Source organism: Rhizobium sp. BK661 (genome assembly GCF_024808825.1).
Lineage (GTDB): Bacteria > Pseudomonadota > Alphaproteobacteria > Rhizobiales > Rhizobiaceae > Rhizobium.
In genome coordinates this window covers 17,860-33,368 of record NZ_JANTYT010000023.1, presented here as the reverse complement: position 1 = coordinate 33,368, position 15,509 = coordinate 17,860, and the positions used below count along the sequence as shown (strand labels likewise).

At 56.7% G+C, this 15,509-nt stretch carries 13 protein-coding genes; 5 read left to right on the top strand and 8 right to left on the bottom strand.

What is annotated here, in order from left to right; translation table 11 throughout:
- Nucleotides 1-10 precede the first annotated feature (10 nt).
- Genes FHX16_RS27285 through FHX16_RS27270 form a run of 4 tightly spaced genes read left to right on the top strand, consistent with a single transcriptional unit; the run spans nt 11 to nt 3,932 of the window.
- Nucleotides 11-790, top strand: a complete 780-nt coding sequence (locus FHX16_RS27285) for an amino acid ABC transporter ATP-binding protein (RefSeq protein ID WP_259131406.1) — start codon at nt 11-13, stop codon at nt 788-790.
- The gene (locus FHX16_RS27280; RefSeq protein WP_183759210.1) at nt 783-1,433 is read left to right on the top strand and encodes an amino acid ABC transporter permease; all 651 of its coding nucleotides are present in this window, start codon (nt 783-785) and stop codon (nt 1,431-1,433) included. The genes FHX16_RS27285 and FHX16_RS27280 overlap by 8 nt, the downstream gene beginning before the upstream one ends.
- The gene (locus FHX16_RS27275) at nt 1,430-2,149 is read left to right on the top strand and encodes an amino acid ABC transporter permease (protein ID WP_183759211.1); all 720 of its coding nucleotides are present in this window, start codon (nt 1,430-1,432) and stop codon (nt 2,147-2,149) included. Before FHX16_RS27280 ends, FHX16_RS27275 begins: the two co-directional genes overlap by 4 nt.
- A gap of 58 nt (nt 2,150-2,207) precedes the next feature.
- Nucleotides 2,208-3,932, top strand: a complete 1,725-nt coding sequence (locus FHX16_RS27270) for a dihydroxyacetone kinase family protein (protein ID WP_259131403.1) — start codon at nt 2,208-2,210, stop codon at nt 3,930-3,932.
- 443 nt (nt 3,933-4,375) lie between these two features.
- On the opposite strand, the gene FHX16_RS27265 is transcribed toward FHX16_RS27270, so the two are convergent.
- From FHX16_RS27265 to FHX16_RS27230, 8 genes are all read right to left on the bottom strand, one after another.
- Nucleotides 4,376-6,757 carry a phosphoketolase gene (locus FHX16_RS27265; protein ID WP_183864929.1) on the bottom strand — a complete coding sequence of 794 codons (2,382 nt, stop codon included), beginning with the start codon at nt 6,755-6,757 and terminating at the stop codon, nt 4,376-4,378.
- 11 nt (nt 6,758-6,768) lie between these two features.
- A complete protein-coding gene (locus FHX16_RS27260; RefSeq protein WP_183864928.1) occupies nt 6,769-7,950 on the bottom strand; it encodes an acetate/propionate family kinase in 1,182 nt (393 codons plus the stop codon).
- A gap of 24 nt (nt 7,951-7,974) precedes the next feature.
- Entirely contained in the window at nt 7,975-8,265 is a 291-nt protein-coding gene (locus tag FHX16_RS27255; RefSeq protein ID WP_183864927.1) for a hypothetical protein, read from the bottom strand.
- Nucleotides 8,266-8,880: 615 nt separating this feature from the next.
- Nucleotides 8,881-9,735, bottom strand: a complete 855-nt coding sequence (locus FHX16_RS27250; protein WP_310503157.1) for a CBS domain-containing protein — start codon at nt 9,733-9,735, stop codon at nt 8,881-8,883.
- Nucleotides 9,736-9,742: 7 nt separating this feature from the next.
- Entirely contained in the window at nt 9,743-12,367 is a 2,625-nt protein-coding gene (gene mgtA / locus FHX16_RS27245; protein WP_259131401.1) for a magnesium-translocating P-type ATPase, read from the bottom strand.
- A 372-nt stretch (nt 12,368-12,739) separates the two neighbouring features.
- Nucleotides 12,740-13,105, bottom strand: a complete 366-nt coding sequence (locus FHX16_RS27240; RefSeq protein ID WP_183864924.1) for a hypothetical protein — start codon at nt 13,103-13,105, stop codon at nt 12,740-12,742.
- Nucleotides 13,106-13,394: 289 nt separating this feature from the next.
- A complete protein-coding gene (locus FHX16_RS27235) occupies nt 13,395-13,640 on the bottom strand; it encodes a hypothetical protein (protein ID WP_183864923.1) in 246 nt (81 codons plus the stop codon).
- A 394-nt stretch (nt 13,641-14,034) separates the two neighbouring features.
- On the bottom strand, nt 14,035-14,310 hold the full coding sequence (locus tag FHX16_RS27230) for a nodulation protein (protein ID WP_259131398.1): 276 nt from the start codon (nt 14,308-14,310) through the stop codon (nt 14,035-14,037).
- 704 nt (nt 14,311-15,014) lie between these two features.
- Between FHX16_RS27230 and FHX16_RS27225 the strand changes: the two genes are divergently transcribed.
- Nucleotides 15,015-15,500 (top strand): hypothetical protein, encoded by a 486-nt coding sequence (locus tag FHX16_RS27225; RefSeq protein ID WP_246712830.1) that lies wholly within the window; start codon nt 15,015-15,017, stop codon nt 15,498-15,500.
- The last annotated feature ends 9 nt before the right edge of the window (nt 15,501-15,509 follow it).

The following is a 15,509-nucleotide window of genomic DNA, read 5'->3' as shown; positions in this document are numbered from 1 at the left end:
GGAGGTCACGATGGCCGCCGACGTGCTTCTTGAGGTTAAAGACCTCGGAAAGTCATTTGGACCGTTGAGGGTTCTCAACAGCATCTCCTTTAATTTGCGTCGGGGAGAGCGCGTTGTGCTGATTGGCCCCAGTGGATCGGGCAAATCGACCTGTTTAAGAGCGATCAATTTCCTCGAGCCGCCAAGCGAAGGCGAAATTCGCCTGGAAGGGACACTGATCGGTCGTCGCAGGAACGGGCGTTTGATGAGTGAACGTGAGATGGCGCCGCAACGAGCCGACATAGGCATGGTTTTCCAGCACTTCCATCTCTGGCCACATTTGTCAGTTCGCGCCAACGTGGCACTGCAGCCGATAAAAGTTAGGGGGCTGAAGCATCGAGAGGCGGACAAGCTTGCTGGCGAACTGCTCGCAAAGGTCCATCTTTCGCAGAAGGCCGATGATATGCCGCATCGGCTCTCTGGCGGACAGCAGCAGCGTGTTGCGATCGCCCGCGCGCTTGCCCAGCAGCCGAAGTTGCTGCTTTTCGACGAGCCGACGTCCGCGCTCGACCCGGAACTGGTCGGGGAGGTCCTGACAGTCATAAAGGAACTCGCGCAAGAAGGTCGGGCGATGGTGCTCGTCACGCATGAAATTGCCTTTGCGCGCGAGGTTGCCGATCGCATCATCTTCATGGATGGCGGCCGTATCATTGAGGAAGGTCCGGCCAAGACGGTTCTGGATGACCCGCAAACGCCCCGCCTGAAGCAGTTTCTTGCGAGCCTGCAGCTTGGGGGACGGGATCATGGATGACACTTTTGCTGGCACGCTTGCAGGAGCACTCGTTTCAGGAGCGGCAGTAACTATCGAGGTGACCGCTGGATCGCTCATCGTGGCTCTCATTATCGGCGTCGCTCTGGCAACCAGTGAATTTCTGTCAGACAACAGCCTGCTGCGGATCGCCATCCGTTTCTATGTCGAGAGCCTGCGCAACATTCCGAGCCTGACCTTCCTCTTTCTTCTCTACTTCGGTCTGGCGTCGCTCGGGCTCAGGCTGTCCTCAATCGCAGCGGGCGTCGCCGGATTAGGCATGATCGGCGGTGCTATCTGCGTCGATATCTTCCGCTCGGGATTTCAATCCGTCCCGGTCGGGCAAAGCGAGGCAGCGGCGTCAATCGGCCTCACGCCGTTCGCTGCATTCCGGCTGATCGTGGTCCCGCAGGGGTTGAGACTGGCGCTCCCTTCCATCGGAAACTACGCGGTCTCGCTTGTCAAAGATACGTCCCTGGTCGCGGCCATCGCCGCGCCCGAGATCCTCTTCAATGCAAGACAGCTCGTCAACGAAACCTTCGAGACGACACTGATCTACGCCGGTGCTGCCGCTGTCTATTTGATCCTGACCAGCGTCGTTGCGCGGTCCGTCGCCCTGATCGAGCAGAAACTGGGGATTGGATGATGTTCATTGAAATCATTTCCAACAACATCGCTGACTGGGGTCCGCGTCTCCTTCACGGACTTCACCTGACCCTCTCTTTAACCGCGTCAGGATTCTGTCTGGCTGTCATGCTGGCCATGTTGATCGAGTACCTGCGCTCGCGGCGTGCACTTGTTCCGCAACTGGTCTCGCGCGTCTACATTACGGTTGCTCGCGGCGTGCCCATTCTTGTGATCCTCTATCTGCTCTATTTCGCTCTTCCGGGAGCGGGCGTTACCTTGTCGGCATTCATGGCCGGTACGCTCGGGCTTTCCGCGGTCTATGCGGCCTACCTGGCGGAGGTTTTTCGTGCCGGTTTCTGTGCAATTTCCGCTGGTCAGCGCGAGGCTGCTCTTGCTGCCGGTCTGACGCCACTGGCAGCCTTCAGGCTTATTCTATTGCCGCAGGCCATCCGGCAGACGGTAGCACCTTTGTTGATCAATCTCGTGTCTCTTATGAAGGACAGTTCGATCTGCGCCCTAATATCTGTTCCTGAGCTGACTTTGGTGTCACGCGAACTGATGTCTGAGAGTTTCCTTCCGTTGCACGTCTTCGCGCTTACGGCATTGCTCTATTTCAGCCTTGCATGGCCGGCTTCTATTGCCGCCCGAATTATCGAGCACCGGTTACAGGGACGCGCGCGGCTTCGAGCCCACCGCAGTGCCCTGCCAAGTCTTCTTGCCAGAACCTGTCCGTAGGTACTAGCCAGGTCCCAATCACCACGGAAATCAAAAGTCGAGTCAATCAGGAGTGCAGATGAAGAAACTGATAAATCGCCCGGAAGAGGTCGTCCGGCAAGCGCTGGAGGGTGCCGTTGCGCTATCGCCTGGCACTGCCCTTCTTTCCGACGAGAACATCGTCATACAATCCGGCCTGCCAGACGCAGCGGCTCGTCCCGTTGCCGTGATCTCTGGTGGTGGAAGCGGACATGAACCGGCACATGCAGGTTACGTGGGCCGATCCATGTTGACGGCTGCGGTTGCGGGTGACGTCTTCACGTCGCCGAGTTCCGACGCCGTACTGTCTGCCATCAGGGCCGTCAGTGGGCCGGCCGGTGCTGTGCTCATCGTCAAGAACTATACCGGCGACAGGCTGAACTTTGGACTTGCAGCCGAAATCGCGAGGGCAGAGGGGATTCCGGTCGAGATTGTTGTTGTCGCTGACGATGCCGCTTTGCGCGATACGGTAGCTCCAGACAGACGGCGCGGCCTCGCCGGCACGGTTCTCGTTCACAAGATAACAGGAGCCGCAGCGGCTCAAGGACATTGCCTTGCGGCTGTGGCCGCAATCGCGAGAGATGCAGCACAGCGGGTTTCCTCGATGGGAATCTCGCTCGGAACCTGCATCCTCCCCTCCGTCGGGAAACCTGGTTTTGTCCTTGGAGAGAAGGAAGTCGAGGTTGGGCTCGGCATTCACGGCGAGCCGGGAGTTTTCCGCATGGAGATTGCGAGCGCCGATGAATTGGTCGAACTGACTTTGAAGACGATCCTGGTTGACGGCAAGGTCCGGAGAGGAGACGAGGCCGTTCTGCTCGTGAACGGGCTCGGTTCAACGCCGCCGCTAGAGCTTGCAATCCTCGCCAGAAGCGCACTACGAAGCCTCGCCAAGGGTGGGGTGACGGTTGTACGGGCCTGGGCTGGCACGTTCCTATCAGCGCTCGATATGCAAGGATTTTCACTGTCGGTCATGCCTGTGACATCTCGAGACTTGCCGTTTTTCGATATGCCGGTCGAAGCGCAAGCCTGGCCGGGCGGCGGCCTTGTGAACGCGGAGCCCTTGGTGGCAGTGCCCAGTCCGCACGATCTCCCGATTGTGGCGCAGGAAGATCAAGCAAACGTCTCACCCGCCGGCCGGCGTCTGCAGGAGATATTTGCCTCCGCCGCACGCGCATTGATTGCAGCGGAAGATCACCTTGCCACGCTGGACGGAATTTCGGGTGACGGCGATCTCGGGGCGAGCATGCGTCGCGGGGCTGAGGCCATCCTGGACCTACCGGAGGGCGCATTCTCTTCCGTCTCAAAAGGGTTATCTACAGCCGCCGATCGTGTCAGAAGAGCAATCGCTGGGAGTTCAGGTCCCTTCTACGCTGCCGGACTGATGCGGGCGTCCAGGCATCTGGCTACGATCGACGAGCCGTCTGCGAGCGATGTCGCCGCTGCGTTTGCGGCCGCCGTCCAGGCGATATCCGAACTGGGCGGAGCAAGGCCCGGCGACCGCACAATGGTAGACGCATTGCAACCCGCGGCCTCAACGTTCGAGGAGCAAATCGCCGCGGGACTTCCTCTGAAGGAAGCATGGGAACGAGCCGTGACGGCGGCAGAGGGGGGCATGCGACGAACGATTGACATGCGGCCAAAGCTTGGGCGGGCCAGCTATATCGGTGGGCGCGTAGTCGGCAGTCCTGACGCAGGGGCAGCGGCAGTGACCATCTGGCTTGCTGCGAGTGGGGCAGTGGAAGATGCTTCACACGCTAAGACATAGAATTGAAGCTGGGACGGGAAAAACCTCCTCGTGATCATTTTCCAAGAATCGGCTTTGCACCACACTAAGGTTGCCTGTCGGCTTGGCGGCTTGTCCGTCGTCGAGCTTCCAGTTGCTACAGCCGCGACTGCAAACAGAGGTCGGGCGGAGGGAGGCGGCGGCATATCGAAACACGGCGGAGCGTCATCCTAGCCGCGATGACTGGCCACGAGGAAGGGGGTGATTGCCATACGCGCCGGCGAGGCGGACGACATCACCCGCGAACTCTACGAACTTGTGGGCATCTACAATCCGATGACTGTCACATTTGTCAGTCGTACTGAGCCGACTTCGTTTCAGCCTCTTCCGTGCCTTTTCTAGCCAGGAAAAGGCAGCGGAAACCTCTACCAAAGCGATACAGTTTGAACGGTTCAGATCAGTGACGGTAACCGCGGCGTATAGCCTCAGTGCTCCACACGCCGCCATCTCCAGCCAGCAATCTCTGGCATGTCCTCGCCGTATTGCCTGATGAAAGCAGCATGTTCGACAAGCTTGGCATTCAGCGCCTGCACCTCGTCCGGCACCTTAACGGCGAGACCTGGAATCCGTCTGATCGCCTCCAGTGCCAAATGATACCGATCGATTTCGTTCATAACAGCCATATCGAACGGCGTGGTCGTCGTTCCTTCCTCTATAAAGCCTCTCACATGGATGTTCTCGTGGTTCGTCCGTCTATAGGTCAAGCGATGAATGAGACTCGGATAGCCGTGATAAGCGAAGATGACGGGCTTGTCGGCCGTGAAAATTTCATCGAACCTCTGATGGTCCATCCCATGGGGATGTTGATCCGGATCTTGCAGGCTCAAAAGGTCCACGACATTGACGGTCCTGATCTTCAGTTCAGGAATCGCTTCATGGAGAAGCATGACCGCCGCAAGCGTTTCCATCGTTGGCACGTCGCCGGCGCATGCCATCACGACGTCAGGGGTCAGGGTATCGTTTTCGAAGCTCGCCCAGTCCCAGACGCCAAGGCCAGCCTCGCAGTGCAAGATGGCTTCATCCATCGACAAGTACTGTGCTTGCAGTTGTTTTCCAGCCACGATCACATTGATGCGATTAAAGGTGCGAAGGCAGTGATCACCGGTCCATAAGAGGGTGTTGGCGTCAGGAGGAAGGTAAATTCGAACGATGTCAGATTTCTTGTTTGCGACGAGATCCACGAAGCCGGGGTCCTGGTGGGAGAAGCCATTGTGGTCCTGCCGCCAGACATGCGACGTAAGAAGGTAGTTCAGTGATGAGATCGGTTTTCGCCACGGCAGTTCGCGAGATACCTTTAGCCATTTTGCATGCTGGTTGAACATCGAGTCAACGATATGGATGAACGCTTCGTAGCACGAAAAGAATCCGTGGCGTCCGGTGAGAAGGTAGCCCTCGAGCCAACCCTGGCAGAGATGCTCGCTGAGGACCTCCATGACCCTTCCATCGCGGCCAAGATGAACGTCGTAGTCCTCGATCTTTTGCATCCAGACCCGGTCCGTTTCCTCAAAAACGCTCCCGAGACGATTGGACTCGGTTTCGTCAGGTCCGAAGATACGAAAGTTGCTGTGGGCGGCGTTGAGGCGAAGGACGTCACGCAAATACCGTCCCAGAACCTCCGTCGACTGCATCAGGTTCGACCCGCGATCGCCGAGCTCGACTGCGTGTTGCGCAATTTCCGGGAGGATGAGTTCCGTTCGCAGTCGCCCGCCATTTGCAAATGTTATCGCACCCATTCTCTTTTCGCCTTTGGGTGCTAGCTCGCGCAGCTCCTCCTTCAGGCGGCCGCGGGAGTCAAACAATTCCTCTGGCTTATAGCTTCGCATCCAGTCTTCGAGGATCTTGCGATGGCCTTCGTCGGCGCGGCAGTTTGAAACGGGAACCTGATGGGCTCTCCAGAAATCCTCCACCTTCTTGCCATCGACCTCTTTCGGACCGGTCCAGCCTTTTGGGCTGCGTAAGACGATCATTGGCCATCGTGGGACGCCTTCATACTCACTGGCCGAGCGGGCATCCCTTTGGAGGGCTTCGATGAGATCAAAAACTTCATCGAGGGCCTTTGCCATTTTCCGATGCATCTCTGCCGGGTCATGTCCCTCGACAAATATCGGCTGGTAGCCATAGCCCCAGAACAGGCTTTCGAGGTCGCCATCGCGTGTGCGGGCGAGGACTGTCGGATTGGCTATTTTGTAACCGTTGAGATGCAGGATCGGTAGGACCGCCCCGTCGCGGACTGGATTGAGAAACTTGGTGGAATGCCAGGCGGCAGCCAGAGGGCCGGTTTCGGCTTCTCCGTCGCCAACGACGCAGGCTACGACCAGGCCCGGATTGTCAAAGACGGCCCCAAAAGCATGAACGAGAGCATAGCCAAGCTCGCCGCCTTCGTGGATCGAACCGGGCGTTTCTGGCGCCACATGGCTCGGAATCCCGCCAGGAAACGAGAATTGCTTGAAGAGCCTGCGTAGGCCGTCGGCATCTTCCGTTACCTCCGGATACACCTCGCTGTAGGTCCCTTCCAGATAGGTATTTGCGACCATTCCCGGTCCGCCGTGACCCGGGCCGCATATGTAAAGGATATCTGCGCCGCGGTGTTTGATGATGCGGTTAAGGTGAGCGTAAATGAAGTTCAGGCCCGGCGTCGTTCCCCAATGCCCAAGGAGCCGTGGCTTGATCTGCTCGGGCCTCAGTGGTTCGTTAAGAAGCGGGTTGTCCATGAGATAGATCTGACCGACCGAAAGATAGTTTGCGGCGCGCCAATAGCGGTCAATGAGCCCGAGCTCCTGGTCGAGCATTGCGATGTTGTCTCCCATTTCGAACTCCTTCAACGAAGTCGGTGTTGATTGATGACAGCAAGTGCTTCGTCGGCGATGACCTGCTCCTCGTCTGTGTGGACGACGAACGCTGCAACAGCACTGTCCCTGGCGTTAAGGACGGGTGCGTTTGTTCTGTTGGCCGCTTCGTTCAGCGTAAGCCCCATCCATGACAGGTGTCTTTCGATGCCTTTGCGGATCTCGGGCTGGTGTTCGCCGATGCCGCCTGTAAAGACCAGCGCGTCAATGCCCCCGATCGATACGGCAAGCCGACCGATCTCTCCGGCAATTCTGAAACAAAACAGATCAAGTGCTTCCCTGGCGCTCGGCCGGAAGTCCTCTAGCAGGACCTGGGTATCACCGCTTATTCCCGAGACGCCAAGAAGGCCGCACCGGTGATAAAGAAAATCTTCGAGTTTGTCGGCATCGGGAAATTGCGATCTGAGCAGATGGATCAACACGCCTGGATCGAGCGCTCCTGGGCGCGTTGCCATCGGGATGCCGTCGAGAGCGGAAAAGCCCATGCTGGTATCAATACTGACCCCATCGACCATGCCGCAAAGACTGGCGCCGTATCCGAGATGGGCGCACACAACTCTGCCGCCGCCGGCGTAAGGCGCAAATTTCTTGAGGAACCCTGCGACATATTTATACGAGAGACCATGAAATCCGTATCGCCGTATGCCAGCTTCGTGCATAGCGTTGGGAATGGCCAACCGGCTCGCGAGGCTGCATTGAGAGGCATGGAAGGCCGTGTCGAACGAGGCTGTCTGCACCACACGGGGGTATAGGGAAAAGACAGCGTCGATGAGATCCAGCGCCTGTTTCTGGTGAAGGGGTGCCATGGGGGCCAAGTTTTGGATTTGCGATATGACGCTGCCGTTCAGAAGCACAGGTCCTTTGAAGGCCAACCCGCCGTGCACGACACGGTGGCCGACAAATCCAATGTGAAAATCACCGTTCAACAATCGATCAAGAACGGTTGAAGTTGCCCTGGTGCCGAAGCTGCTTTCCGCCGCAGGTAGTGCGATATCTTCGACCTCGTCGGCTACCTGGTATCTAAGCCGTGGATGCTGACCCAAGAGTAACGTCGCGCGACCAATACGCTCCGCGCACCCGGAGCCAATGTCGAACATGCCAATCTTCACGCTCGATGAACCGACATTGAAAGCAACGCCCACGTCCTTGCTCATGGGGATCCCCGCTTGTCCGTAACTCTATCTGGATCTCGCTTCATCCACAGCTGCAGCCAGAATCTGCAGTGCATAGTCACCGGTCGTCTTTTCGTCATCCGCGGTGAGTTGCAGCGTGCGGCAGCGGTGCTTCAGATCACGCAGGATCCGACGCCGAACCCTTTCGATGACTGGCGCACGTTCCTTCCTCAAGAGTTCCTGGAGACAGGCGACAGCGACCAATTCTGACACCATGAGCTTTCCTTCGACTTCCCCTTGGGTTGGAACGGCGAAATGCTCGCCGCCCGGTTTGGAATCCCGATCAGTGGACAGCATTGTCTGTCTCCTTCCCTCTTTATCGCTCTTCTTCTTGATCGAGCGACCGTCTCACCTTTCCGAAGGAAGACGATCCGGCTGCAGCAGTCGAGCTTTTTGACTTCGAGCCAATGAATACGGTCGGGGTCGTGGGTTGCGTATCCAAAGCGTCCCGTAGCTAGCTTTAAAAAGGACACCGGATTGACCGGCTTGCTCATGGGTCGACAACACTGCCGCAAGTCCATGCGCGAAAGGCCGATCGCTCAATTCCTTATCGCGCCTTGTTCTCTCAAACATGCTGCAGCCAATGAGCATTCGCAAAATCCGCCTCGAAAGCAGGACCAGCATCGACGTGGAGAGACGATCTCAGGTCCTGAATGGTTCACCGATACTAGCTGCGGAAGTTTAGGGGAGGGAACGAAGGCTTCCTTGATGGAGATCAATCTGGGATATCATTTACAGCAAACGTTTGTAATTTCGCAGATCGTGTTTTGCTAATGTAACCATAGGATCAGCTTCGGATCCGAATGTGTCGGGCGCTGATTTCGTGGAGATGACGACCTCGCCTCGCCCAATCAGCTGCTGGTCGGAGCGACCCTGCAATTTTCCCAAGCTCCAGCCCGTGTCGCCGATTTCTCAGCGCAGTAGGAGTTTGTTTACCACGCCTTTGCTAGAGTCTCGCTGTCGCGGGGATGAGATACCGAGACATTTGCGAGGAGCCTGGTTCGTTTTTAGTCGTGGCTCCTCGCGCCCCGCTCGACAGCAACCATTAAATCCGTTCCTCGTTGCCTGCCGGTGGTGGCAGGGCGACGCCGTAGTGGGGTCGAGCCAGATCAGGTGATCTGTTGTCGATTTCACGCCTGGTACGTTCTCGGCGGCGACCTTGGCAGCGAGCCTCTCGCGTTCGTCAAAGATGGTACCGGCAAGTTCGGCTATCCCATTTCTCGCCTGACAGCGGATGAGTCCGTTTCTGCTCCAGGTTTGCTTCGCAAGCTCGGCCTCGACGGCATCCTGGATCTTCGTGTCTTCGACCGACGGCACGGAGGGGTTTTGCGTTCTCGCTAGCGCGCGCAACAGGTCGGATCGCGAAATGATGCCAACCAGTCTGCCCTCCGAAACAACTGGCAACCGTTTGACGCAGTTTCGCTCCATTAGGAGCACAGCGTCAGAAAGAGCTGCCGTGGGAGTTGTGACGAGCAGGTGCGGGTTCATCACCTCCTTTACAAGGCGGCCGTGGGTGCGAACGTATTCATCGGCCATTTTGCCTGGGCTTGTCAGAAAAATCTGCAACCATGATCTTCTGCGGTCGGTCTTGAGTTCGTGGCGCCTCAGGAAGTCGCTTCCGCTGATCATACCGATCAGCACACCGTCATCGTCCACGATAGGAAGGCCGCTAATCCGATTTGGGAGCATGAGGCTCGCTGCAACGAAGACCGTGGCGGACTCGCCTATCGTTATCGGCGACGGTGTCATTGCGTTTTCAACGATCATTCCTGTCTTAAGGGCCCCATCTGCGGACAAAGTAGACCTTCACCAATTGGGCAAGGAGTGCGTAGAGGAGAAGGATAACTGCGAGCAATGGCCAGTAAAGAAGCGGAAGGTATACGAAACCGAGAGCCGCGCCGAGGCCTGTGAAAGGCAAGGCAATACCCACCACTGCTATGAGAAGACTTGTAACGATAAGGGCTGGACTGGCAACGCTCTCAAGGAATGGTATGCGCGCGGTTCGGATGATATGAATGATCAAGGTCTGAGTGAGCAACGATTCTACGAACCACCCCGTCTGGAATAGTGCCGGATTGGTCCACGCTCCGAACGAAATCAGCATGACGGCGAAGGTCAGATAGTCGAAGATCGAGCTGACCGGTCCGAGCAGTATCATGAATCTGAAAACACCGGTGATGTCCCATCGCCTTGGCAAGGATACATAATCCTCGTCCACCCTGTCCGTAGGTATGGCCGTTTGAGAGATGTCATAAAGCAGATTGTTAGTCAGGACCTGAATTGCCGTCAGGGGCATGAATGGCAGAAAAATACTTGCCCCAAGGACGCTGAACATATTACCGAAGTTTGAGCTTGCGCTCATCCTGATGTACTTGGTGATGTTCGAAAATACTCTTCGCCCCTCCAGTACGCCGTCGCGCAACACCAGCAAGCTCTTCTCAAGCAAGATGATGTCGGCCGACTCACGGGCGATGTCGACGGCGCTATCGACGGAAACCCCCACATCCGCCCGCTTCAGCGCAGGTCCATCATTGATTCCATCCCCTAAGAAACCGACGACACGGCCACTTGCCTGCAGGAGATTGACGATGCGTTCTTTTTGAGCCGGTGTCAGCTTTGCAAATACATGAATTGAAGCCGCCGCGGTCCTGGCCGCGTGATCGTCCATTTTTTCAAGGTCGGGACCAAGAAGAACATCCTCGACTTCGATACCAACGTCACCGCAGATCTTTCGCGTGATGACCTCATTGTCTCCTGTGAGGATTTTGACCTGTACGCCGCTGGCTTTTAGCGCCGCGATGGCCTTTGGCGCACTCTCCTTCGGTGGATCGAGGAAAGAGATATACCCAAGAAGCACCATAGCGCATTCGTCCTTTACGCTGTAGTTCGTCTTTATCGCTTGCATTTCCTTGTAGGCGACCGCGACGACGCGAAAGCCGCTCTTGTTCAAGACTACAGTTTCTTTCTTTGCTGTCTCCAGGTGTCCCGCATCCAGGGTTCCAATCGTTCCCGCATCCTCGTAGTGCGTCGAGACGCTGAATATCTCCTCAACGGCTCCTTTGCAGATCAGCACATGCCTGTCTTGCCGATCGGCAACGATAACCGACAGGCGTCTCCGGGAAAAATCGAACGGTATCTCCCCGACTTTTTCGAAATGCTCGTCTACTCCAAGAGCGTCGTGCACGTCGCCATGCTCCAGAACCGCAATGTCGAGGAGATTTTTCAGGCCCGACTGGAAGTAACTGTTGAGATAGGCGTAATGCAGGACCTTCTGTGAATCCCTCCCATGCATGTCGACGTGCTGCTTCAGGATAATCTTGTCTTGCGTGAGCGTTCCAGTCTTGTCTGTACAAAGGACGTCCATTGCGCCGAGATTCTGGATGGCGTTCAAACGCTTGACGATGACCCGCGACCTGGCCATGGCCAAAGCACCTTTGGCGAGATTGATGGTCACCGCCATCGGCAGCATCTCTGGTGTCAATCCAACGCAGATAGCGACCGCAAAGAGCAGGGCTTGAAGCCAGTCCCCCTTGGTCACCCAATTGATGACAAAGACGAGGGGAGCAAGGACGAGCGTGACGCCGATCATAAGCCAAGTGAAGCGATTGATCCCACGATCGAAAGCGGTTTTCTCCTGTTGCGCTACAACCTTTTCGGCCAACGCTCCAAAGAATGTGCTGGCACCTGTCTTGATGACCAGCGCGCGACCAAACCCACTCACGACGTTTGATCCTACGTAGCAGAGGTTTTTTCGATCCAGTGGGCTTTCCATTCGATGAGGGCGACACATTGCCTGCTTTTCGACAGGCATTGTCTCCCCGGTCAAGGCGGATTGGTTCACATAGAGGTCGGTCGCCGTCAGAAGACGCACGTCGGCAGGAATAAGATCACCGGCCGAAAGTTGTATAACGTCACCTGGAACGAGATCCTCGACAGCGATCTCCTCGGTTCTGTCGATCGCGCCCTCAGGACGGTGAACGGTCGCAAGGGACCGCACCATGGCGCGAAGCTTCGCGGCAGCGTTGCTGGAGCGGTGTTCCTGGATGAAGGCCATGCCGACGGAAAGAATGACGATCGCCGATATGACGATCGCGGCGCGGATATCTCCAAGGGAATAGGATACGAGTGACAGTGATAGCAGAAGGGCGTTCAGAGGGCTATTTGCGCGCGACCAGATTTCACGGAGAACCGGCGCGCGCTGCTCATGACTGATCAGGTTAGGACCGTATCGCGCGCGCCTGAGCAAAGATTCAGAAGACGAAATGCCGTAAAAGCCCGACCGGAGCAACTCACACGCCTTTTCTTGCGAACTATCGCTGATCGTCTTCAGGTCATCGGAAACACGACCGTTGGAATGAATTGCGCTAAGAGACCGCGCCTGCACCCTCAGGTCCGCCATGCGGCTCTAGCCTCCAGTTCCTCACGCGTATGCCATTCGACGTCATTAGGTGACTTCATTTTCCCGGCTATCCATGGTCTGCATCCTGAACGATTTTCGACCGGCGTTCGAAGACCCGCGTGATTTCCTTGTTTCGGCGGCGTCTTCGTTCCTCTCGCAGGTGACACCGACGTCGCCAAACCAAGGTCCGCTGCCATCGGTCGAGTCGAGAATGTCGATTTTGACTTCATCCCGACGACCCACCTATGAAGTCCGGAAAAATATGCAGACCATTCGCCTTTCGGTTAGGCTTTGCGATCGTCCTCTCATCACCTCTAGGAACGGCCTAGTTCCAAAGTGCTTGTGTTGCTCGCAACGCATGGACTTCATGGGTTACTCCTGCTTCCGGCGCGGTGGAGCCGGAAAGAACGCTGAGACGCCGGATACTATGGTGGTGATCGCTCCAGCGATGACGATGATCCAGGTCGCTGCGACCGGATCGACGTACGGGTCGCCCACCCACGGGAGAACCATCATCCAGATCCCGAGCGCAAACTCGATCAGGGCCTCCCACCGGCCCGGAAGAAGGATGCCTCCAACCGCGATCAGCGACATTGCAATACCGGTGAGAATGAGTGCCCATGCCAATCGGTCGCCTGCTATCGGGTCACCGAACGTGGATGGCAGCAACCATTGGATCGCGAACATCGATACTCCAAGTGTGACCATCAGCGGATCCTGCCAGCCAGGTTCGTTCATCGTATCCTCCAAGGTGCGTTGAGGCTGCAACAGGATAGTTTTCTTTGATCAGATTTCATTGCGCTCGATCAAATCAGCAAGTGGCCACCCGGCAGTTCCATCCCCGCTCTAGGCAGACTGAGATCAGATGGTTCGTCTGAGGGATGTCGTGGGGTCTCTTTGCGCGGTGGCGTCAACCCCGCTGGCCCGCCTATACGGCAAGCTATTCCCGGTTTAGGCCGAGACCGGCGATCGATGTCAGCTCGGAAAGATAACATAGTTGCTTTTCACGGGCGGACGGGGCGCCAATTCAACATCCCTGAGCGTAGGGCTTGAAGTCCATGGTGCCATCGCGCACCGCTTGGAGTTCATAGGGCGCGACGTAGGAATCGTCGGTCGTCAGGCAAAGCTTCTGAACGTTGATATTGCCCATCTCGTTCATGTAAGGCCGAAGCTGTGCATCGCTTAGGTGGGCGGCGCACCGATAGGTAACTTCCTTCTTGATGGAGCGATCATAGGCATCCCGAAAGCGGTTCCATACCGTCCAAGCATGCAAGGCGGCACCGGCGTAGCCGACAACGATTGATAGCCGCAGCCCTCTTTCATCCAGCGTGATCGGAAGACACGACCCACGCGACCCTCCCTCGATTGATAGCGAATCTCGCACAGATTGCGAGCAAGGAGGATCCAACTCAATACAGATTATGCGCAACGCCTATTAGCTGCAGATAGGTCAGCCATGCTGGCTTGATTTCAGGTTTCTTTAGTAGCAATATTATTGAAGGTCATTCGCAGCGTTCCAAGCTCAAGCCAAGGCGTGAAAGCGACGGAAGCGAAAAGCTAGAACCACGAGCGATCCAACGTAAGGCTCCGAGAAGTGAAATCCCTCTGGAGCCTTTCGTTTGTCTGGCCTCGCCATTCGTGGTGCGACGCTTCGCATGTCAGTATCTTCATGCGAGTTCCCGCACGACATCGGCTTCGAGTTCGGCGCAGACACTCTCGTATTCCTCGATAATAAGTTCACTCCCGGAACTGCGCCTAAAGCCATCGAGCGCAATACACGCCTCATCATATATCTCGAACAGATCGCGCAGACGCGCCGGGTCAAGAGGTCCAGCCAATGTCGCCAGTCTTGCGCGGTGTTGAGGCAGCTTGAGCATCAACCGTCGTAATCCAGATTGCGCGTTACCGCGACTACCCTCGATCTCCTCTTGATCGCTAGCCATTAGCAATCCCTCGACCCCACTGCCAAGGGTAGCGCCGCGATGCCCTTTAAAGAAGTAACTTACCGTATGCTCTATCTCCGCCTCAAATGAGGGGCTGCTGAATTAGCTGAACCTTTTGGGTGGGTTAGCATTGTTAATTCGGGACACTTTTTCGCGGCTACCGTGGCCTGTTCCCTTGCGCCTCTAGTTGTATTTTATCGGAAGGCGGACCCGATGAGAATTCACACTCCAAGCGTACACGCCGAACCATCGCCTGTTGAGGTTCTTAAACAGCTCGATCGGATCCTATCGAGTTCTGACTTTGTCATACCGGATCGAGGGCGGAGGTTCTTGGAGTTTATAGTCCACGAAAAACTGGAGGGACGAGCGAGCCATCTGAAGGCCTTCACCATCGCACAAGCCGTTTTTGAACGGGGGGTCAATTTCAATCCACAGAACGACCCTTGCGTCAGGATGCAGCAAGCCAACTCCGCAGCGCGCTCGAACGATATTATCTTACGGCGGGCGCGGCGGACGAGGTGTTGATAACGGTTCCGCGCGGCGGGTACGCCCCTTCAATGACGTTCTCCGGGAGCGTGTCCGGTATCGAAGACGTCGCAGGTGAACGGCAGGTGGATTCTGCCGCACCCGCTTCCGAGCCATCGCTCGTGCAAGCGTCCGAGCCGCCAAAACGGGAAAGCAGAATTCTCCGATGGATTCTGGTCGTGGCGGGACTAATCGTTCTTGCTGCGGTCGTGCTTGCGTCATTTGCAGAGCGGGACAACCCAGCCTTGAAAGAACCCGTGATGGTTGGTGGCAGGTCGACAATTTATGTTGAGCAATTCAGATCCGATAGCGACAGCAAGCTTTCAGCCCCCGATCTTAACGGCCTGCGGAATTCCATTATCGTCAACCTCAGCAAGTTCACAAAAGTTGCGGTGCTAGATGGCGCGGCGAACGAAGACAGTGCGGTGTATTTGCTGCAAGGAACTCTCCAGCGCGAAGGAGACGACCTGCGATCACTCGCCCGGCTCGTGCGGCAGGCTGACCGCGCCGTCGTATGGTCCGGCGACTACAACATCAACCTGAATGGCCGAAGCATGCTTGACGTAGAGGCAGCAATCGCGCGCTCCATTTCTTCGGCCATCGCGGCACCGTTTGAGGAGCGCGTCGTTTCTCCGCCTGATGGGGCCAAGGGCCAACCGCGTTAGTCGTGCGAT